Annotated in this window: 13 protein-coding genes; 8 read left to right on the top strand and 5 right to left on the bottom strand. The window is 63.2% G+C overall.

The window, feature by feature from the left end; translation table 11 throughout:
• Positions 1 to 144: 144 nt before the first annotated feature.
• A complete protein-coding gene (locus tag Tam10B_RS01910) occupies positions 145 to 2,034 on the bottom strand; it encodes an SCO7613 C-terminal domain-containing membrane protein (RefSeq protein WP_093959578.1) in 1,890 nt (629 codons plus the stop codon).
• Between the two features lie 201 nt (positions 2,035 to 2,235).
• Here Tam10B_RS01910 and Tam10B_RS01905 point away from each other — a divergent pair, with 201 nt between their 5' ends.
• A complete protein-coding gene (locus Tam10B_RS01905) occupies positions 2,236 to 4,053 on the top strand; it encodes a proline--tRNA ligase (protein WP_198947497.1) in 1,818 nt (605 codons plus the stop codon).
• Between the two features lie 117 nt (positions 4,054 to 4,170).
• Here Tam10B_RS01905 and Tam10B_RS01900 read toward each other — a convergent pair whose 3' ends face one another.
• A complete protein-coding gene (locus Tam10B_RS01900) occupies positions 4,171 to 4,836 on the bottom strand; it encodes a single-stranded DNA-binding protein (protein ID WP_158214093.1) in 666 nt (221 codons plus the stop codon).
• 782 nt (positions 4,837 to 5,618) lie between these two features.
• Positions 5,619 to 7,691: a M13 family metallopeptidase gene (locus Tam10B_RS01895; RefSeq protein ID WP_093959575.1), complete on the bottom strand. Its 2,073-nt coding sequence runs from the start codon at positions 7,689 to 7,691 to the stop codon at positions 5,619 to 5,621.
• A gap of 198 nt (positions 7,692 to 7,889) precedes the next feature.
• On the opposite strand from Tam10B_RS01895, the gene map reads away from it, so the two are divergent.
• Both map and Tam10B_RS01885 read left to right on the top strand, forming a co-directional pair.
• Positions 7,890 to 8,666, top strand: coding sequence for a type I methionyl aminopeptidase (gene map / locus Tam10B_RS01890; RefSeq protein WP_093959574.1), 777 nt, complete (start codon positions 7,890 to 7,892; stop codon positions 8,664 to 8,666).
• Positions 8,667 to 9,160: 494 nt separating this feature from the next.
• On the top strand, positions 9,161 to 10,447 hold the full coding sequence (locus tag Tam10B_RS01885) for a citrate synthase (RefSeq protein WP_093959573.1): 1,287 nt from the start codon (positions 9,161 to 9,163) through the stop codon (positions 10,445 to 10,447).
• Between the two features lie 656 nt (positions 10,448 to 11,103).
• On the opposite strand, the gene dapD is transcribed toward Tam10B_RS01885, so the two are convergent.
• Positions 11,104 to 12,087 (bottom strand): 2,3,4,5-tetrahydropyridine-2,6-dicarboxylate N-succinyltransferase, encoded by a 984-nt coding sequence (gene dapD, locus Tam10B_RS01880; RefSeq protein ID WP_093959572.1) that lies wholly within the window; start codon positions 12,085 to 12,087, stop codon positions 11,104 to 11,106.
• A 217-nt stretch (positions 12,088 to 12,304) separates the two neighbouring features.
• On the opposite strand from dapD, the gene Tam10B_RS13685 reads away from it, so the two are divergent.
• The 5 genes from Tam10B_RS13685 (at position 12,305) to Tam10B_RS01860 (ending at position 17,824) form a co-directional block, all read left to right on the top strand.
• The gene (locus tag Tam10B_RS13685) at positions 12,305 to 12,436 is read left to right on the top strand and encodes a hypothetical protein (protein WP_258185403.1); all 132 of its coding nucleotides are present in this window, start codon (positions 12,305 to 12,307) and stop codon (positions 12,434 to 12,436) included.
• A 280-nt stretch (positions 12,437 to 12,716) separates the two neighbouring features.
• Positions 12,717 to 13,847: a peptide chain release factor 2 gene (gene prfB, locus Tam10B_RS01875; protein WP_093959571.1), complete on the top strand. Its 1,131-nt coding sequence runs from the start codon at positions 12,717 to 12,719 to the stop codon at positions 13,845 to 13,847.
• A 119-nt stretch (positions 13,848 to 13,966) separates the two neighbouring features.
• Positions 13,967 to 15,325 carry a cell division ATP-binding protein FtsE gene (gene ftsE, locus Tam10B_RS01870; protein WP_093959570.1) on the top strand — a complete coding sequence of 453 codons (1,359 nt, stop codon included), beginning with the start codon at positions 13,967 to 13,969 and terminating at the stop codon, positions 15,323 to 15,325.
• The gene (gene ftsX / locus Tam10B_RS01865; protein ID WP_093959569.1) at positions 15,322 to 16,245 is read left to right on the top strand and encodes a permease-like cell division protein FtsX; all 924 of its coding nucleotides are present in this window, start codon (positions 15,322 to 15,324) and stop codon (positions 16,243 to 16,245) included. The genes ftsE and ftsX overlap by 4 nt, the downstream gene beginning before the upstream one ends.
• Positions 16,246 to 16,315: 70 nt before the next feature.
• Entirely contained in the window at positions 16,316 to 17,824 is a 1,509-nt protein-coding gene (locus Tam10B_RS01860) for a CHAP domain-containing protein (RefSeq protein ID WP_233133540.1), read from the top strand.
• A gap of 279 nt (positions 17,825 to 18,103) precedes the next feature.
• On the opposite strand, the gene Tam10B_RS01855 is transcribed toward Tam10B_RS01860, so the two are convergent.
• On the bottom strand, positions 18,104 to 19,780 hold the full coding sequence (locus tag Tam10B_RS01855) for a DUF4153 domain-containing protein (RefSeq protein WP_158214092.1): 1,677 nt from the start codon (positions 19,778 to 19,780) through the stop codon (positions 18,104 to 18,106).
• Between the last annotated feature and the right edge of the window lie 850 nt (positions 19,781 to 20,630).

Here is a 20,630-nt window from a genome sequence, read left to right as displayed (position 1 = left end):
CGTCCCGCATGTGTTACGCCTCTCAAGAAGAGGATGCGGCGGTTCGGGGAGGGATGAGACTGCGATAGGGGCTGGACCCCTCCCTCTGTCATGACGTTGTCATGACATCTCCCTCCCTTGGAGGGAGAACGGGGGATACGACGGCTACCGGAGCTGCGAGATTCTGGTGACCAGTGTTTTCGCCGCTCCCAGGCTGCGCTCGTAGCGGGCGGCCACGATGATCAGGACGATGCCGCCGACCGCCAGCCATACCCACCAGAACGCCAGCGAAAACATGACGATCCATGACCACAGCAGTACGATCACGTGCAGGATCAGCGTTGCCGCACCGGCGATGATCGGCGCCTGCCATCCGAGCAGCGCGCCCGCGATCAGCACGGCCAGCGCGATCACGAACAGCAGAATCTCACGCACCGGGAACGGGTGACCGGAGCTGGTCGGTGTCATGCCGTCGGGCGACGTACTGTACATGATCTGATCGCGCGCCCACCGTTCATTCCACGAGACCAGCAGCATCGGCGCGAGCAGCGTCGTCAGGCCGGGCCAGAGCGCGGGCCAGCTGCGCAGTGCGGGGCGTCGTCTCATCCACATCGTGCCGACGATGAGCGCCGTCACGCCGAACAGCGCGGTGGGCACATCCGGCGGCAGTGGACGATAGTCGTTCGTCATCGACAGTCCCATCATGCCCACGCCCATGATCACCGTGATGATGGTGAGAATCCAACGGTTCGCGTCGGTGATCGTGGTGCGTACGCGTTGCGGGGACCGCGGATCCGGCATCGGTTGGGTGGCCTGCATCGGCGGAACAATCTGAGGGGTGGCGGCGCGCACCCACATCAGCGTGGCGATGATCATCGGGACCACGTAGGCGGCCAGTGACGTGACGGCCGCGAATCGTACATGGTTCGGATTCGCGAAATCACCGAAGCCGATCACCATCAGAATGAAGGACGACTCCAACGTCATCAGCAGTCGTTCCGCATCCGGCAGTCGTGGCGCGGGCAGCAGATACGTTGCGATGAGTACGGCGGACATCAGCGTGATGACCGCCAGACTCTGCCCGGTGCGGCCGAGCAGACCGGTGCTGCCGATCATGGCCAGTCCCATGGGCGTGAGCAGGCTGGCGGCCAATGAATAGGCACGGGTAGGGGTCGTTCGTTTCGCTGTTGCCAGATGCAGTGCCACGGCGATTGCGGCGACCATGAGCAGTAGAAGTCCCGTGACCAGATCCCGTAGATGCAGTCGAGGTATCGGCCCGAGTTTGCTGGCCAGTACGCTTGCGGTGACCAGCGCGAAGAACGACGCCCATGCCACGCCTTCCGCGGTGACGCGCGTTTTGCCGCCGATCGCAACGGATACGGCGAGTCCGATGAAGCCGGTGACGGCGATGCATATCGTGCGGGCGTCGTTGCCGAACAGCGGGTAGGTGAGGAATGCGAACACGGATACGGCGAGTCCGATGAGTCCGACTCCAAGCACCAGCAGCAGGATCTGCACGGCGGAAACGCGGAAACGTCTGGGGAGCGCCGCAGCCGCTGGGTCACTTGCCGGGGATTGTGTGAACGGGGTTTGTGGGGCCGTGGCTGGAGCCTGCGGTTGGAATCCGAGGGGTTGCGGTCCGAGGGGTTGCGAAGGATCGGGAAACGCTGCCGCCGCTGATCCCGCAGGCGTGGTCCGTGTCACCGCGGTCGTCGTCGACGAACGGATCTCGTCGATCAGTCGCGCCCGTTCGTCGAGCAGATCGGCCGCCGAACGGCCCAACTCCAATACCGTGGCACAGCGCGGATCCTCAAGATCGAGTCCGGTCGGCGTGAACCGTCCTCGAACCGGTGAGAAATCATCGGGGTTCAGCGTGGCATCACGGAGCTGCGCGGTGCTTGTCGGCCAAGCGCACGGTTGTGGCTGCGTGACCGGTTGCGGCTGCGTGACCGGTTGCGGCTGCGTTTCCGACATCGGCTGAGGCACAGCCGTCTGCCGCGTGCCATCGTCGGACGTCAATGCCGCGGATTCGAATTCGGGGACTGGGTCGGGCATGGGAGCCTCCTTCGTCCACTCCATTGTGTCCACAACATCGTCGTCATGACAAGGCCGACATCGATATTGCGCCGTCGATCGTCGTTCATCAAGCCGTCGGCCGCCGTCGATCATCGGCGCCTGTCATCGATAACCACGCCGTCGTCATGATGAAAATCCGTGCCGTCGATGATGTCCGTGAAACCGAATACCTTGGAACACATGACTTCCAATACCCTTCGTATGTCTACTATGTTCCTGCGCACTCTGCGCGAGGATCCCGCCGACGCGGACGTCGATTCCGCGAAGCTGCTGCAGCGTGCCGGCTACATTCGCAAGGCCGCCCCCGGCATTTGGACCTGGCTGCCGCTGGGCCTGAAGGTCCTCAACAAGATCGAGGCGATCATCCGCGAGGAGATGGCCAGCATCGACGCCCAGGAGGTGCACTTCCCCGCACTGCTGCCGCGCGAACCGTACGAGGCCACCCACCGCTGGGAGGAGTACGGCGACAACATCTTCCGCCTGAAGGACCGTCATCAGGCCGACTACCTGCTCGCGCCGACGCACGAGGAGATGTTCACCCTGCTGGTCAAGGACATGTACTCCTCGTACAAGGACCTGCCCGTCACCCTGTACCAGATCCAGACCAAGTACCGCGACGAGTTCCGTCCGCGCGCCGGCCTGATCCGCGGCCGTGAGTTCGTGATGAAGGACGCCTACTCGTTCAGCATCGACGAGGAGGGCCTGAAGAAGGCGTACTACGACGAGCGCGGCGCCTACGAGCGCGTCTTCCAGCGTCTCGACCTCAAGTACGTGCCCGTGTTCGCCATGTCCGGCCCGATGGGCGGCTCCGCGTCCGAGGAGTTCCTCGCCCCCATGCCGATCGGCGAGGACACGTTCGCGCTCGCTCCGTCCGGTAAGGCCTGGAACGTCGAGGCCCTGCACACGCCCGAACTGCCGGAGATCGATTGCTCCAACACCCCCGCCGCCGAGAAGCGTGCTACGCCCGACGCCAAGACCATCGACAAGATGATCGAGCGCGGCAACGCCGACAAGCCTCGCGACGACGGCCGCGAATGGCAGGCCTCCGACATCCTCAAGAACGTGGTCATCGCCGTCAAGCACGCCGAGGACGCGGATCATGATGAGCCGTGGCGCGAGGTGATCGTGGTCGGCGTTCCCGGCGACCGCACCGTGGACATGAAGCGTCTCGAGGCGCAGTTCGCCCCGGCCGAGCTTGAGGAAGCCAATGAGGAGGATCTGAAGAAGCACCCGGAGCTGGTCCCCGGCTACATCGGACCGATGGTCTTGGGCCCGCAGGCCAAGGCCGCCGGTGTGGAGGATCCGATCCGCTACTTCGTGGACGCCCACGTGGTCAAGGGCTCCGCATGGTTCACCGGCGCCGACGAGAACGAGGTCGACTACTACAACCTCGTCTACGGCCGTGACTTCCAGGCCGACGGCACCGTGGAGGCCGTTGAGGTTCGCCACGGCGACATGAGCCCGGACGGCTCCGGCCCGCTGAGCTTCGAACGCGGTGTGGAGATCGGCCAGGTGTTCCAGCTTGGCCTCAAGTACTCCAAGGCGCTGGACCTCAAGGTTCTCGACCAGAATGGCAAGGCCGTGCCGGTGTGGATGGGCTGCTACGGCATCGGCGTCTCCCGCGTGCTGGCCTGCATCGCCGAGACACATCACGACGAGCGCGGTCTGGCCTGGCCGACCGTGATCGCCCCCGCTCAGGTGCACGTGGTGGCCACCGGCAAGAACGCCGAGGCGTTCGAGGCCGCCGAGAAGCTGGTCACCGAGCTGGAGGAGCGCGGTCTCGAGGTCATCTACGACGATCGCAAGAAGGTCTCCCCGGGCGTGAAGTTCAAGGATGCCGAGCTCATCGGCGTTCCGGTGATCGCCGTGGCCGGTCGCGACACCGTGAACAACGGCACGATCGAAGTGCGTGATCGCAACGGCGAGAACAACGTCGCCGTGCCGGTGGCCGAGGCCGCCGACGCCATCGCCGATCGCGTCAAGACGCTGCTCGCCTGAGCACGATGACCGACGGTCGCTGAACCACAGCGACAGTCGACAGACATACAAAGGGGCCGACCGCATTCTCGCGGCCGGCCCCTTCATCGTTCTATTCCAAACCGGTTGAGTGTTGTTCTAGACCCCGACCGGGGCTGGGGCAGATTGGGGATCGGCTTGCTGGGGTGGGGCTGGGTAGGTTTGGCCGACGCTCTGTCCGCCGCTGGGATTCGGCCAGCCGCCGTTGCCTTCGAAACCGTTGAACTCGTCGTTGCCGTCTCCCATGGTCGGATTGTCGTACGGATCGACGCCGATCCTGCCGCCGCCGTTGCCCGCGTTGGGCGATCCATTCGGAGCGGAGGCGCCGTCCGGCCCGTTGCCGTCCCCGTTGCGTGGTCCGGGCCAGCCGCCGTCATTGCCTCCCGATTGATATCCGCCGCCGTTGCCGGGATTCCTGACGAACATCGATCTGCCTTTGGTCAGGTCATGTCCCACGGTGGCGGCCTCGATGACCAGATTGGTGCGAGTCATACCGTCCCGTTCCCATTCCTCGGTGGCCAACGTGCCCGATACGATCACCGCATCCCCTTTGTGCAGTGATTGCATCGCGTTCAAAGCCAACGACCGGAAGGCCTTGACGGTGATCCACGTCGTGGTGGCCTCCTGCCATGCGTTGGTTCGTCTATTCCAAAACGAACGGGTGGATGCCAGTCGAAAGGAGCACGCCGGCGTGCCGCCCTCCTGGCCGAATCGTGTCGGATCTGCGCCCACATTTCCGGTGATGGTGATCTGTGATTGTGCCATGGCTGATGCCCCTTTCCTTGTTCGCATCGGTTGCGTCGTCTGCATTGACGTGATGCGATGCACGTTGGCCCGTCACCGCAGCGGAGCAGGATCCACGGGCGTGAATCGGCGTGTGCTTTATCGGCATGTGCCTGAGTGAGGAGAAGGAGTTCGCCCATGATTCCGGTCACCGCAGCAACGGTGATATCCACTGTGCGCCGGTCGTGTGCGAAAAGGAAAGCCGTGTGGGGAATGTGCATCAACGTGCCCCACCGTCGAAAAAAATGTGGATAACTTCGCACGCTGGGTGATCCCCCCGTGTGCTCCCTCCCTGGGAGGGAGCTGGCGCGCAACAGCGCGACTGAGGGAGGGGTCATATTCCGTAAAGGTGCCGATCCCTCCCTCTGTCATGACGTTGTCATGACATCTCCCTCCCGTGGAGGGAGAACGTCGGTGACGTCGGTTGGTTTCCGTGTGCTCCCTCCTTGGGAGGGAGCTGGCCGGCTGCAGGCCGGTCTGAGGGAGGGGCTCATATTCCGTTAAGGTGTTGGATCCCTCCCTCTGTCACGGACGGGCCGTGACATCTCCCTCCCGTGGAGGGAGAACGTCGGTGACGTCGGTGGTTTCCGTGTGCTCCCTCCTTGGGAGGGAGCTGGCCGGCTGCAGGCCGGTCTGAGGGAGGGCTCGCATTTCGTAAAGGTGTTGGATCCCTCCCTCTGTCACGGACGAGCCGTGACATCTCCCTCCCGTGGAGGGAGAACGCTGGCCTTCCACGGGAGGGAGAATTTCGGGGTTGAGACGAACTACCAGATGCGGACGCGCTGGTCGGGGGCCAGCCACATCTTGTCGTTCTCGGTCACGCCGAACGCCTTGTAGAACAGATCCACGTTGCGCACGATGCCGTTCGTACGGAACTCGGCGGGGGAGTGCGGATCGATCTGCAGATACTGTTCGGCCAGCTCGTCACGGTTCTTGCCGCGCCAGATCGACGCGTACGAGAGGAAGAAGCGCTGCGTGCCCGTGAATCCGTCGATCACCGGAGCCTTCTCCAGCGCCTTGGACACGGCCTCGGCAGAACCGTTCGGCGCGCCCAGTGAGATCGCGTACGCCTTGATGGCGATGTTCACGCCGCCAAGATCGCCGATGTTCTCGCCGATCGTCAGCGCGCCGTTCACGTGCGGCGCCTTCTCCGGGTGTCCGGCGGCCGCGTACTTCTCGGCCAGCTGCGCGGGAACGAATCCGTTGTACTGCTCGATCAGCGCCTTGGTGCGGTTCTCGAAGTTCGCACGGTCCTCGGCGGTCCACCAGTCGTGCAGCTTGCCGTCGCCGTTGTACTTGCTGCCCTGATCGTCGAATCCGTGGCCGATCTCGTGGCCGATCACCGCGCCGATGCCACCGTAGTTGGCCGCATCCTCGGCGTTCGGATCGAAGAACGGCGGCTGCAGGATCGCCGCGGGGAACACGATCACGTTCATCGTCGGCTCATAGTAGGCGTTCACCGTCTGCGGGTTCATCAGCCACTCGTCCTTGTCCACGGCCTTGCCGGCCTTAGACAGCTGATAACCGGCCTCATAACGGAACGCGTTGCGCAGGTTCTCGACCAGCGACAGGTCGTCGGACACGCTCAGCGCGCCGTAGTCGCGCCAGTGGTTCGTGTAGCCGATCTTCGGGGAGAACTTCGACAGCTTCTCCAGCGCCTTGCCCTTGGTCTCCTCGCCCAGCCAGTCGCTCGCCTGGATCGACGCACGGTAGGCGCTGATCAGATTGGCGACAAGCTCCTCCATACGCTGCTTCGACGAATCGGGGAAGTGCCGGCGCACGTACTCGCGGCCCACGTCCTCGCCGCTGATGCCGTTGACCAGCGACACCGCACGCTTCCAACGGTCGCGCTGCTTGGTGGTGCCGGAAAGCACCTTGCCATAGAAGTCGAAGCGAGCCTGATCGAACTCGTGGCTCAGGTAACCGGCCCAGCCGATCAGCAGGTGCACGCGCGCCCACAGCTTCAGATCGTCGAGATCGGTCTCCGCCCAGAAGCGGTTGATGCCCGTCAGGAAGCTCGGCTCATGCACGATCGTCTTGGCGAGTACGGCATGCATGTCGATCGGCAGCAGGCCGGCGGCCACCGTCTGATCGTACGCATTCTGCCACGCCTGCGCCCACGCCTCGATGTCGAAGTCGGCGAGCGTGGACTTCAGATCCGCGTAATCGGTGGGGTTGTAGGTCTTGTCCTCGTCGCGCGTGGCCACCACGTCCCAATGATGACGGGCGATGCGCTTCTCCACGTCGAGGAAACGCTCGGCCGTGCGGCTCGCCTCGTCGCCGGTGGCCGCGTACTTGGCGAGCTGCAGCAGGTTCGCCACCATGTCCACATAGGCGGCGCGCACCTGCTCGTAGCGGTCCTCGCGGTAGTACGCCTCGTCGGGCAGCGCCAGACCGGCCTGCTCCACGTGCGCCACGTTCACATCCGGATCGCCCGGGTTCGGGTAGACCATGAGACCGATCAGATCCGGGCCGCCGGCCGGGTTGAGCGCACCCAGCACACGGGTGAGTGCGGCCTTGTCCGCGGCGGAATCCACGGCATCCAGATCGGGACGAAGCGGTTCGATGCCCGCCGCGTCGATCGCGTCCTGGTTCAGGAACGAACGGTAGAGCACGGCCGACTTGATCGCCGGACTGTCCTCGTCCTCGAGAATGTCACGAACGTCCTTCTCCGCGTTCTCGGCGAGCTTGTCGAATGCGCCGAACCGCGCACGATCCTCGGGAAGTGAATACGTGTCGATCCACGGACCGTTGACGTAGCGGAAGAAATCATCGGAAGGCTTGATCACGGAGGAGAACGATGCCGGATCGATGCCGGAAATAAGCGTGTCTGTCATGACTCCAGAGTAACGATCCGGTCATACTTATGACTTCGATATTCCGTACGGCTGATGTTTCACACGACGTTTTGTGCGATCGATCACAGGCGGCCACTGGCATGAGAACGGTTATCAACGCATGCCGAGACGTTGCAGTACAGTGACGATGAGTACAGTGGATGAGAACTGTAGCAACCTGTAGAAAGTGAATCAGCAGTGATCGAACTCAAGACACCTCAGGAAATCAACGAAATGCGCCCCGCAGGCAAGTTCGTGGCGGGAATCCTCTCCGACCTCAAGAAGTCCACCAAGGTGGGCACCAACCTGCTCGAGATCGACGACTTCGTCAAGCGTCGCATCGAATCGCGCAAGGGCGCCGAATCCTGCTACGTGGACTACGCCCCCGACTTCGGCACCGGCCCGTTCGCCCACTACATCTGCACCTCCGTGAACGATGCCGTGCTGCACGGCGTGCCCTACGACTACACGCTCAAGGACGGCGATCTGGTGTCGCTCGACCTGGCGATCAACGTGGATGGCTGGGTGGCCGACTCCGCCATCAGCTTCGTGGTGGGCAACGACCCCGACCCCGAGGATCTGCGACTGATCAAGTGCACCGAGGAGGCGCTCGCCGCCGGCATCGACCAGGCCCGTTCCGGCAATCGTCTGGGCGACATCTCCGCCGCCGTCGGCGATGTGGCGCACTCCTACGGCTACACCGTGAACCTCGAGTTCGGCGGCCACGGCGTGGGCCGCATCATGCACGGCGACCCGCACGTGCCGAATGACGGCAAGGCGCACCACGGCTACAAGCTGCGTCCGGGTCTGGTCATCGCCATCGAACCGTGGTTCCTCAAGAGCACCGACGAGATCTACCAGGATTCCAAGGACGGCTGGACGCTGCGCTCCGCCGACGGCTCCCGCGGCGCCCACAGCGAGCACACGATCGCGATCACCGACGGCGACCCGATCATCCTCACCGCCCGCGACTAGTCTCCAGTCCCACGCGATTCCGCCGGCTTCCCCCTGAGGAAGCCGGCAGTCGAATCTCACTCGATTCCTTTGGCTTCCCCTTGAGGGGAAGCTGTCGGTCGAAGACCGACTGATGAGGTGATACACGGCCGGATACCGGATACACGGCGGATATATGTCATCGACAGACCGATTCGATATATTCGCATTCCAGCCGTTTTGCACTCACCTCATCAGTCGACTACGTCGACAGCTTCCCCTCAAGGGGAAGCAATACAAGATACAAGGACCGTGTAATGGGAGGCTTGCGGGCACGGTCTCCCAAAAATGGGCATTACGCGGCATCGGCGTCGCGCATCCTGTAACCTAAAACGACATTACGACTCGTACACTTCGTGAGTCGGACGATCCGTACGTTTTCAACGTTCATTTCGATGTACGGTCACGCGTCGGCATGCGAATATCGCAGATATGTAGACGGTGATGGGCGGGTCGCATAGTTTTAGGGAGGGCAAATGTCTACAGCAAAGCTGGAGGTGGAATCCACCGCGTACAACCTGCCGGTCGTGAAGGCCACCTGTGGTCCCGACGGCATCGTGGTGTCCAAACTCCGCAACGACGGTTGGGTCACGCTGGACCCGGGCTTCCTCACCACCGCCCAGTGCGAGTCCAAGATCACGTTCATCGACGGCCATAACTCAGTGCTGCGCTACCGCGGATACCCGATCAGCCAGCTGTGCGAGCATTCGAACTTCCTCGAGGTGGCGTGGCTGCTGCAGTATGGTGAACTGCCTACCGCGGCCCAGTATTCGAAGTTCCGTGAAAACATTCTGCGCAAGACCGTGGTGGGTGAGGAGTTCCGCGCGTTCCTTGGCTCGTTCCCACGCACATCCCACCCGATGAGCGTGCTCGCCTCGGCGGTGAACGCGCTCGCCGCCTACCACCCCGACACCGTGGACATCAACGACCCCGATCAGCTCAACGAGGCGGCGGCCAACATCATGGCCAAGGTGCGTACGATCGTCTCGCACATCCACCGTCGTCGCCGTGACGAGCCGATGCTGTATCCGGATTATCTGCGCGGTTATGTGGATGACTTCCTGCGCATGAGCTTCGCCGTGCCGTACGTCAAGTTCGAGTCCGATCCGCTCATGGTGGACGCTCTCGACAAGCTGCTCATCATCCACGCCGATCATGAGCAGAACTGCTCCACGTCGGTGGTGCGCATCGCCGGCAGCGCGCACGCGAACCTGTATTCGGCCGTGGCTGCGGGTATCAACGCGCTGTCCGGCCCGCTGCACGGCGGTGCGAACGAGGCCGTGCTGCGCCAGCTTGAGGAGATCATCGAATCCGGCAAGAGCGTCAGGGAGTTCGTGGAGGAGGCGAAGAAGGACGGTCGTCGCATCTCCGGTCTGGGCCACCGCGTGTACAAGTCGTACGATCCGCGTGCGGCCATTGCGAAGAAGTACCTCAAGCAGATCATGGAGCAGCGCGCCGACGTGTTCGCCGGTGAGCAGGAGCTGCTCGACGTGGCGTTGGAACTGGAGGACATCGCCCTGCACGACGACTACTTCGTGTCGCGTCACCTGTATCCGAACGTCGATTTCTACACCGGTCTGATCTACCGTGCGATCGGATTTGACCCTCAGATGTTCACGACGCTGTTCGCGCTGGGCCGTATTCCGGGTTGGATTGCGCAGTACCGCGAGATGCTCGCCGATCCGGCCACGAAGATCGGCCGCCCGCGTCAGGTATACACCGGCGAGCCCGAGCGCGCCTACGTGCCCATCGACCAGCGGTAGGCTTTGCGGTTCGCTTGCCGATTAACAACGGACCCGCAGCAGGGATCTTCCCTCGCTGCGGGTCCGTTTCGTTATTGTGACAAACCCACAGTGTACGGGGTCGCCTGCTGCGGGTTTGTTTGGTTGTGATGACAAACCCGCAGCGTGACGTGTGCTTGGCTGCGGGTTTGTTCGGCTTCGGCACCAGACCCGCAGTGTAGTGGCTCCTCCGCTGCGGGTCTGGTGCGGATCGCATACGTACCCGCAGCTGGAGATCTCGCGGCGGGCCGATTGCCCCTTGTCTCCGGAAAGAGGGTGCATGGGAGTTAAGGTCGGGCACCGGTGTTCTCCCTCCGTGGGAGGGAGATGTCATGACGGACGTCATGACAGAGGGAGGGCCCCAGCGCCTATATGCGTCGCGATCCCTCCCTCAGTCCGACTGCGTCGTCCAGCTCCCTCCCCAGGAGGGAGCACGGATAAAAAATTCGGGGATGCGTGCGTCGTCAAGGCGCCGAAGGCGAAGGCGTATTCACATACGTCGAGTCTTCGGCAACGCGGACGACGCTCCATCCCCGAATTTTTTAGTTCTTGTGCCGAGCCGTTAGGCGGAGAGTCCAGTGGACTCTCCGTAGGCGAGGGGAGCGGCCGCAAAGGCCGCGCACGGCTGCATGAGAACGTTAGTTCTTATGCAGCGCGGCGTTGAGTTCGATACCCTTCTTGCGGCTGCGTGCCTCGATGGCGCCGCTGACGGAGTTGCGGATGAACATGATGTTGTCCTTGCCGGAGAGTTCGGCGCCCTTGACGACGTCGAGCGGCTGGCCGGCGGCCACCTTGGCCTTGTCGTAGATGGTGACCTTGGTGCCGGCGGTGACGTAGAGGCCGGCTTCGACGACGCAGTTGTCGCCGAGGGAGATGCCGATGCCGGCGTTGGCGCCGAGCAGGGAGTGCTCGCCGATGGAGTTGCGCAGCTTGCCGCCGCCGGAGAGGGTGCCCATGATGGAGGCGCCGCCGCCGATGTCGGAGCCGTTGCCGACCACAACGCCCTGGGAGACGCGACCCTCGACCATGGAGGTGCCGAGCGTGCCGGCGTTGAAGTTGACGAAGCCGGCGTGCATGACGGTGGTGCCTTCGGCCAGATGGGCGCCCAGACGCACGCGGTCGGCGTCGCCGATGCGCACGCCGGACGGCACGACGTAGTCGATCATGCGGGGGAACTTGTCCACGGACAGCACGTTGACGTCGGCGGTGGGCAGCGGGCTGCCGGCGGCAGCCTTGAGCACGTCGAGCTTGCGCAGGGCGAAGTCCTCCACGGCGAACGGGCCGTAGTTGGTCCACACGACGTTGTTGAGCTTGCCGAAGATGCCGTCGAGGTTGAGGGTGTTCGGCTTGGCGAGGCGCATGCTCATGAGGTGCAGGCGCAGGTAGGCGTCGGCGGCGTCGACGATCGGCTCGTCGAGTGCGGAGACGGTGAACACGGGCACGCGGCGCACGCCACGGGCGTCGGCCTGATCATGGACGAGCGCGCCGAAGTCGTGGTTGGGACGCTTGTCGTCGGCGGGCGCTTCGCCGAGCTCGAGCTGCGGGTACCACACGTCGAGGGTGTTGCCGGCGGCGTCGACGCTGGCGAGTCCCCAGCCCCATGCCTTGCGTGATTCGGTCATTTGTGCTCCTTCGGATTGGATGCGAATCGAATCGGCCGGCCATATCCGGTGATATGCCGACCGGCCGTGTGCGAACCCGATCCGCGCATGAATATGCACGGGCCGCGCATACGGATTCCGCTCTTAACAATAAATCCTCCCGTCTACCCGTCCGGCGAACGTCTCACGGCCGCAAAACGCTGTGTTTTGTGAGGGGGAGCCGTTACAATGGCGCTTTGTGAACGAATACCGGAAAGAACGCGAGCAGCAGGCGCGTCGTCGTCGCACCGTCGCACGGGCGGTGAGCGTCGTCGTGGCCGTCGGCATGCTCGGCAGTCTGGTTATTCCGGCGTTGTACGCCGGTCTTTGACGCGTCGATCTCGTAGACGTCATCGAGCCCATCGGCAGCGTTTCACGTGGAACGATCCCAAGTGGCGGAACGGTTCCACGGGAAATACGCGCAATGTCGTGACCGGTGTCGGACACGCTCCGACAGCCGTTCGACACCGTCCGATGCGGAGACGACGACTAATGATTCTCCTTGTTCCCACCAGCCGCGACATGCCAGTCGTCGCGGTTTGTGCAAGGCCTGTTAAATCAGGAAGACCGACCGGCAATGAACGACCAGCATGATTGTAAGGTGAACAACGATGGCAGAATTTGATTTTTCCCAAGGCATCAGCGAACTGCGTGCCAAGTACGACATGATCGCCACCGCGATCGATCTTGATTCCCTGCGCTCGCAGATCAAGGATCTCGAGAAGGAGGCCAGCGCGCCCGGCCTGTGGGATGATCCCGAGAACGCGCAGAAGGTGACGAGCCGTCTGTCCGCTGCGGAATCCCAGCTCAAGCGCATCGAGGGCGCCGGCTCCCGCATCGACGATGTGGAGACTCTGGTGGAGCTCGGTCAGGAGGAGGGCGACAAGGACACCCTCGACGAGGCCGAGTCCGAGATCCAGACGCTGGGCAAGGATCTGGCCGATCTGGAGATCCAGACGCTGCTCGACGGCGAATACGACGAGCGTTCCGCCGTGGTGACGATCCGCTCCGGCGCCGGCGGCGTGGATGCCGCCGACTGGGCGCAGATCCTGCTGCGCATGTACCTGCGCTGGGCCGAGCGTCACGGCTACAAGGCCAAGGTTATGGACACCTCCTACGCGGAAGAGGCCGGCATCAAGTCCGCCACCTTCCAGGTGGACGCCCCGTACGCCTACGGCCGTCTGAGCGTGGAGGGCGGCACCCACCGTCTGGTGCGCATCAGCCCCTTCGACAACCAGGGCCGTCGTCAGACCAGCTTCGCCGCGGTCGAGGTGGTGCCGCTGGTCGAGGCCACCGATCACATCGACGTGCCCGATAGCGACATCCGCGTGGATACGTACTGCTCCTCCGGCCCCGGCGGCCAGGGCGTGAACACCACGTACTCCGCGGTGCGCATCACCCACCTTCCCACCGGCATCGTGGTGACCATGCAGGACGAGCGCAGCCAGATCCAGAACCGCGCGTCCGCCATGGCCGTGCTGCAGTCCCGACTGCTCGTGCTCAAGCATGAGGAGGAGGCCAAGAAGAAGAAGGAGCTCGCCGGCGACATCAAGGCCAGCTGGGGCGATCAGATGCGTTCCTACGTGCTGCACCCGTACCAGATGGTCAAGGATCTGCGCACCGGATACGAGACCTCGCAGACGCAGGCCGTGTTCGACGGCGAGATCGACGAGTTCATCGACGCCGGCATCCGCTGGCGCCACCAGCAGCGTCGTGAGGCCCAGGCCGAGGCCGCCAACTAGTCGATGAGCCGGCCGTCGGCAGCACGCTGGCGGCCGGCTTCGAATATTCGAATATCGGTATGAAAATCGGTAGAGATTGAGTCTGATCGATCATTGATTGATCGGGGTAGGGGATACCAATGGCACTGATTTCGCTCAAGGACGTTACCAAAATATATCCGCGCGGATCGCGTCCGGCGCTTGACGACATCACGCTCGACATCGATCGCGGCGAGTTCGTCTTCCTTGTGGGCGCGTCCGGCTCCGGCAAGACCACGCTGCTGAGCCTGCTGCTGCACGAGGAGCTGGCCACCGAGGGCGACATTCGCGTGGCGGGCAACGATCTGCGTCGTATGCGCAACCGTCAGGTGCCGCAGTATCGTCGATCCATCGGATTCGTGTTCCAGGACTACAAGCTGCTGGCCAACAAGACCGTGTACCAAAACGTGGCGTTCGCGCTCGAAGTGATCGGTACGCGCCGGTCCACGATCAAGTCGCTCGTGCCGCAGGTGCTGCAGACCGTGGGCCTGACCGGCAAGGAGGACCGTCTGCCGCACGAGCTGTCCGGCGGCGAGGCGCAGCGCGTGGCCATCGCCCGCGCCTACGTGAACCATCCGCAGATCCTGCTGGCCGACGAGCCCACCGGAAACCTGGACCCCACCACGTCGGTGGGCATCATGGAGGTGCTTGAGGCGATCAACCGCACCGGCACCACCATCGTGATGGCCACGCACAACGAGGAGATCGTCAACTCCATGCGCAAGCGCGTGGTGGAGCTGCACAACGGCAAGATTGTGCGTGACGAGGCCCAGGGATCCTACGATTCCGCCACGTACTTCCCCGATGCGGAAGTGGAGGCCAAGGCGCAGAAGGCGCTCGGTGTGGACGGCCGCACCCAGCTGCGTGCACGCGCCGAGGGCACGACCGATGCCGAAGACTCGCAGTCGAAGTCTGCTGCCAAGTCCGTCGATCGACTCGACGACAAGACCCGTTCCGTGACCGAAGGCGTGCTGGCCGCCGCCGAGGCCGTGAACAACGTGACCGCCGGCGACGAGGGCATCGCCCGACTCGCCAATTCCGTACACTCCGGCCGAACCGGCCGCTACGGTGAGGCATTCGCCCCCGTGGAGACCACGCTCACCTGGGGCAGGGGCATCGTCATCGACGACAGCACCGTCATCAACGACGACGGGAACACGACGAACGCCCCCGCAATCGACGACAACACCGACGATCGAGCGGAGAACGTGCCGGCCGCATCGGCGCCCGCCCAGCCCGACAACGATCCCGACGCCAAATTCAAGCCCAGGCGCGCGCCGGCCCCGCCCGCCGCACCCAAGCCCAGCCAATCGGCATCGTCCAAGCCCAAGGCGAACGGCACGAAGAAGAAGTCCGCGCCCAAGCCGCCCACCCCGCCGGCCCCGCCCGCACCTCCGCGCGGACGTCGCGGAAACGGCAACCAGAACCATACGAACGACCAGCAGGAGAGCACACGATGAGATTCCGATTCGTCCTTTCGGAGACCTGGACCAGCATCAAGCGCAACGGATCCATGATCCTGTCCGTCATGCTCGTCACCTTCATCTCGTTCGTGTTCATCGGCGCCTCCGTGCTCATGCAGGCGCAGATCACCAAGGCCAAGGGCACCTGGTACGACAAGGTGGAGGTCGTGGTGTGGCTCTGCCCCGACGGCACCAGCCAGTCCGCCAACTGCGCGTCCGGCAAGGCTCCCACCACCGAAGAGATCATGGACATCCAGGACACGATCAAGGAGGAGCTGCACAACGAGGTCTCCAAGATCACGTACGTGAGCAAGCAGCAGTTCTTCGACGACACGTTCACCAAGCAGTATCCGGGCGGCGTGTACCAGGGCCGCACGCTCACCGCCGACGACATGCAGGACTCGCTGCGACTCAAGCTCACCAACGCGGAGAAATACCAGCAGGTGTCCGAAGTGCTCTCCGGCAAGACCGGCGTTGAAGAGGTGCAGGACCAGCGACAGATCTTCGAACCCGTGTTCGCCGTGCTCAACCGCGGCACCGCAGTCACCGTGGTGCTCGCCGCCGTGATGGTGCTCGTGGCCATCATGCTCACCGGAACCACCATCCGCATGTCCGCCGCGTCGCGCAAGAACGAGACGGAGATCATGCGACTCGTGGGCGCATCCAACTGGATCATCCAGCTGCCGTTCATCCTCGAGGGCGTGATCGCGTCGCTCATCGGATCGATCCTGTCGTGCGCGGCGCTCGCCGGCATCGTCAAGATCTTCGTGGAGGGGTCGCTCGCCCAGACGATCACGTGGATGCCGTTCGTGAACATCGGCACGGTGCTGCTGATCTCGCCTGCACTGATCGCTGGGGCCATACTGTTGTCGGCCGTGGCGTCCCTGATTTCGCTGAGAAAGTATCTGAAGGCCTGAGATCGGTCTGAAATCAGGCATTCTCAGGTTCATGGGTTATTATTGTGCGCCGAATGCGTAAGGAGACGTTATGACCGTAATGCGTAGAAGCACCAAAGCCATCGCGATCGTCGCAGGCTTGGGGATGGCCGCGTCGATGGCGCTGGCGTCGCTCGGCGTTCCGGCCCAGGAGGCCAACGCCGTTCCGTCGTATAGTCAGCTGTCGGAAAGCAAGGCCAAGCAGAAGAGCCTCGAGGCGCAGCTCAGTGGCGTAAGCAGTGATCTGGCACAGAAGATCATCGAGCTCGACGATCTGACCAACAACCAGATTCCGGCCGCCATCGAGGCCGCCGACAACGCGGCCAACGCCGCCGAGGCGGCCCAGGGCGAGGCCGACGCCGCTGCGTCCAGGCTTGAGGCTGCACAGAAGGACAAGGCCGATCTTGAGGAGAAGATCCAGCAGACCGGCGAGGACTACGACGACGCGCATGCCGCCGTGGCCCAGCTGGCCCGCGACAGCTTCCATGGTTCGGCCGCTTCCGACACCATGAGCGTGGTGACGGGTGCGAAGAGCACCGATGACTTCATCAAGACCATGCAGTCCGATGCGGCCGTGACCCGTTCCGAGTCCACTGCCGCCAACGAGGCCGCGACCACCAAGAGCACCCAGATGAATCGTAAGGATCGTCTGGACGCCATCGAAAAGCAGATCACCACGCTGAAGACCGCGGCCGAGACCAAGGCCGCCGAGGCCAAGCAGGCCGCGGCCGACGCCCAGGCCAAGACCGCCTCGCTCAACGACCTGCGCAACAAGGGCGATCAGCAGCGCGCCGAGCTTGAGTCTCGTCAGAGCGAGCTGAAGACCGCTGCTGCGCAGCAGGCCGCGCAGACCGTGATGATCCAGTCGCAGATTGACTCCTATAACCAGCAGATCGCCGCGCAGCAGGCGGCGGCCAAGCAGAGCGCCCAGCAGCAGATCAATGGCAACAGCGGCGGTCAGGGCACGACCCGCCCGTCGAGCGGTTCGTCGTCGTCCAGCAGCAGGCCCAGCAACAGCGGCTCGTCTTCCTCGGGCGGCAGCAGCTCCGGTGGTTCTTCGTCGTCGGGCGGTTCGTCCTCGAGCGGTGGTTCGTCGTCCGGTGGTAGCTCCTCCGGTTCGTCCTCTTCCGGCGGCGCCTCCGGCATGAACTACTCTGTGCCGGGCAACTGCGCCGCGGGTGCCTCCTACTGCTACGGTCACAACACCGGCAATGTCGGTAACGTGTACGAGTACAGCCAGTGCACCTGGTGGGCGTACGTCCGCCGCTCCCAGCTCAGCCTGCCGGTTGGCTCCTACATGGGCAATGGTCAGGACTGGGGCAACAGCGGCCGTCGTCTCGGCTACCTGGTGAACACCACGCCGCACGTGGGCGCCGCGATCTCCTTCCGCGCCGGTCAGAACGGCTCCAGCGCCGTGTACGGCCACGTGGCCATTGTGGAACAGGTGCTGTCCGACGGTTCGATCGTCACGTCGAACTGCGGCAAGTCGATGAACGGCAAGATCTACTACCAGACCATCCGCAACGCTTCGAGCGGCGCCTACACCTACGTCCACTACTGATCGAACGGCTCCCGGCGTTCTCCGTATGGGGAGCGTCGGAGACCTAGCCTCCACGGCCTCTCCCTCAGTCCGACTGCGTCAGCCAGCTCCCTCCCGAGGAGGGAGCACATGGGTTGGGCCCGTCCCCCAGCGTTCTCCCTCCGAGGGAGGGAGATGTCGCGACGAATGTCGTGACAGAGGGAGGGGTCCGTTCCCTTACCGTTTCCAAAAACCACAAAACTCGCATACCCAACGGCACCCGGGGGTGACTGGGCATGCGAGTTTTGTGGTTTTCTGTGATTACGGCAGCATCACGGTGAAGCCGTGGGTCTCGTTGTAGGCCTGAATCAGGGAGGCGGGGTCGGCGTAGCCGACCGCCACGTACCAGACGACGAACAACAGCGCACATACGGTGATCAGCGGAATCCTTGGCTGCATCATTTTGGCGATGCACAGGGCAAGTACCATGGCGAGCAGGCCGATGAACGCCATCGAAATGAACCGCAGCCAGGTCAGGCCATACGCGCCGATATAGAGGGCGAGTCTGGTGGCGGCCGATGCGAGCAGTATTCCGGTGGCGGCGATCAAGCCGATCAGCATGCCGGTGATCGTGCGGTTGCGCTGCGGTCTGGAATGCAACGTGGGTGTGAGCGCGGACGCTGGCGTAGGCATAGACGCTGGTGTCGGCGTGCCGTGCGTGTGGACGCGCGCATACGTGAGCACGAGCCCGAATCCGGCCAGATTCACAGTGGCGACGAACAACAGTTGGAAGAATCCGCTGCGTGCGTATTCCGCGTAGGTGAGACCGTCGGGCAGTCCGGCGCCGGCGAACAGGAACGTGAACTGCACCGAGCAGAACACTGCATACACGATCAGCACCGCGCCCAGCACGATCATGGTGATCGTGGGATCCAGCGAGAACCGGACGTCAAGGGAATACAGGGCGCGGAGATCTCCGGCGAAGCGGGAGGGGCGGCGAGAGTGCGAGAAAGCGCCGGAATCCTCGGCGGCCGATTCTCGAATTGGTGATTTCTCCGTGGGTGGTTCCTTGGTGAGTGATTCCGCGGCGTTCGTCGGTACATCATTCGGCCCCAGATTAACCAGCAGCGAATAGAGGAACGGGATCGGCACCACGATCGCCGTGCCGTGAAACAGAATCGCGTTGACATTGACATCGCGGACCATGCGTGACAGTCCGTAGGCGAACACCATGTCAGCGCTCGCCAGCAGTGCCAGCAGTACGCCGATCAACGGAATGCAGATCAGCAGGGCGATGCCGATCCTGGCGAGCATCGGTCGTTTGCCGCGGTTGGCGATGTTATTGACGAGTCGTCCGAGCGTTGCAGCGAACGCATTGATCCGATTGAACGGCTGCACTACCCAGCCGGACAGCCAGCGCAGCACAAGGCCGAACGGATGCGTGGGGGAGAACAGGCCGCCGACCAGCTGCGCGTGCAGCATGAGCAGGGCGGGCACGACGATCAGGCCAGTCAGCATTTCGTACTCGTCATTGGCGATGAACGGCAGGCCGTCGGTAGGGGCGAGTCCGTATGAGAGCCACGGTTGGGGATCGATGCCGGCCATGTCCGACCGATTCCACGCGACGATGGAGTTGCGCTCGGCGATGATCAGCCAGATCGTGAGTGCAGCGATGGCGGCGGCGGTGAACCATGCGAACGGATTGCGTCGGGCGGTGCGCCAGTTGAGAGTGGTGATGATCGCAACGCATGCCAGCCAGAAGACACCGAGCAGAATGATGACGTGCCGCGCGGCGAGGTTGGCGACGACGAGCCGGTCGAAGAGGACGGGGATGAGGATGGATGCGGCGAGCGTGAGGATGATTCGGCGTGGTAGTGGGGGAGCGGGGTTGGTTGTGGGATGTGGTTGCTTTGGGGTACTCCCCTCAGTCGGCGTTGCCGACAGCTCCCCTCCGCGGGAGGGGAGCCTAGGGGTGTTGGGGCTTGATGGGATGGGCATGGTGTCTCCTTTGGATGGTGTGGCTGTGGCTCCCTCTCTGAGGGGAGTGCTTCCCCTTGAGGGGAAGCTGTCGGCCGTAGGCTGACTGATGAGGTGAGCCGTCGGAAATGGCATGGACCGGCATCGGCGTTAGCCGATTCCGATATCGGGACGGTCGATCACCTCATCAGTCCGCTGCGCGGACAGCTTCAGCGGCAAGTGTCGACGGACTGCGTCCGACGTTGTTTTGCTCGCCTGTCGGCTCGCCCGAGTCCTGCAAACGTCGCCGACGTTTGCCGTACGGACTCGACCTACGGGGAAGCCTGGAGGGTTGGCTGGCTGCTGTTCTGGGAACCACGGTAGGTATCGAAAAAACGATAGATCGATATCGAAATTCGATTCTTCACGGAATTTGCATATCGAAAAACGATAGGTTATTATCGAGTTGCGATTAATGGGGGTTGGGCGTGATGGTCGGTCACCTCATCAGTCCGCTGTGCGGACAGCTTCAACGGCAAGTGTTGACGGACTGCGTCCGACGTTGTTTTGCTCGCCTGTCGGCTCGCCCGAGTCCTGCAAACGTCGCCGACGTTTGCCGTACGGACTCGGCCTACGGGAAAGCCGGCTGTGTTGGAGGGTTGGCTGGCTGCTGTTCTGGGAACCACGGTAGGTATCGAAAAACGATAGATCGATATCGAAATTCGATTCTTCACGGAATTTGCATATCGAAAAACGATAGGTTATTATCGAGTCGCGATTAATGGAGGTTGGGTGTGATGGTCGATCACCTCATCAGTCCGCTGTGCGGACAGCTTCAACGGCAAGTGTTGACGGACTGCGTCCGACGTAGTTTTGCTCGCCTGTCGGCTCG

The sequence above is a fragment of the Bifidobacterium vansinderenii genome, from assembly GCF_002234915.1.
In the GTDB taxonomy this organism is placed as follows: Bacteria; Actinomycetota; Actinomycetes; order Actinomycetales; family Bifidobacteriaceae; genus Galliscardovia; species Galliscardovia vansinderenii.
This window is presented reverse-complemented; position numbering and strand designations above follow the sequence as displayed.

Coding starts and splice junctions, on each gene's coding strand:
- Tam10B_RS01855 (WP_158214092.1), bottom strand. CDS start 19,780: ATGCCCATCCCATCAAGCCCCAACACCCCTAGGCTCCCCTCCCGCGGA.
- dapD (WP_093959572.1), bottom strand. CDS start 12,087: ATGACCGAATCACGCAAGGCATGGGGCTGGGGACTCGCCAGCGTCGAC.
- Tam10B_RS01895 (WP_093959575.1), bottom strand. CDS start 7,691: ATGACAGACACGCTTATTTCCGGCATCGATCCGGCATCGTTCTCCTCC.
- ftsX (WP_093959569.1), top strand. CDS start 15,322: ATGAGATTCCGATTCGTCCTTTCGGAGACCTGGACCAGCATCAAGCGC.
- Tam10B_RS01885 (WP_093959573.1), top strand. CDS start 9,161: ATGTCTACAGCAAAGCTGGAGGTGGAATCCACCGCGTACAACCTGCCG.
- prfB (WP_093959571.1), top strand. CDS start 12,717: ATGGCAGAATTTGATTTTTCCCAAGGCATCAGCGAACTGCGTGCCAAG.
- ftsE (WP_093959570.1), top strand. CDS start 13,967: ATGGCACTGATTTCGCTCAAGGACGTTACCAAAATATATCCGCGCGGA.
- Tam10B_RS01860 (WP_233133540.1), top strand. CDS start 16,316: ATGACCGTAATGCGTAGAAGCACCAAAGCCATCGCGATCGTCGCAGGC.
- Tam10B_RS01910 (WP_093959578.1), bottom strand. CDS start 2,034: ATGCCCGACCCAGTCCCCGAATTCGAATCCGCGGCATTGACGTCCGAC.
- Tam10B_RS01905 (WP_198947497.1), top strand. CDS start 2,236: ATGACTTCCAATACCCTTCGTATGTCTACTATGTTCCTGCGCACTCTG.
- Tam10B_RS01900 (WP_158214093.1), bottom strand. CDS start 4,836: ATGGCACAATCACAGATCACCATCACCGGAAATGTGGGCGCAGATCCG.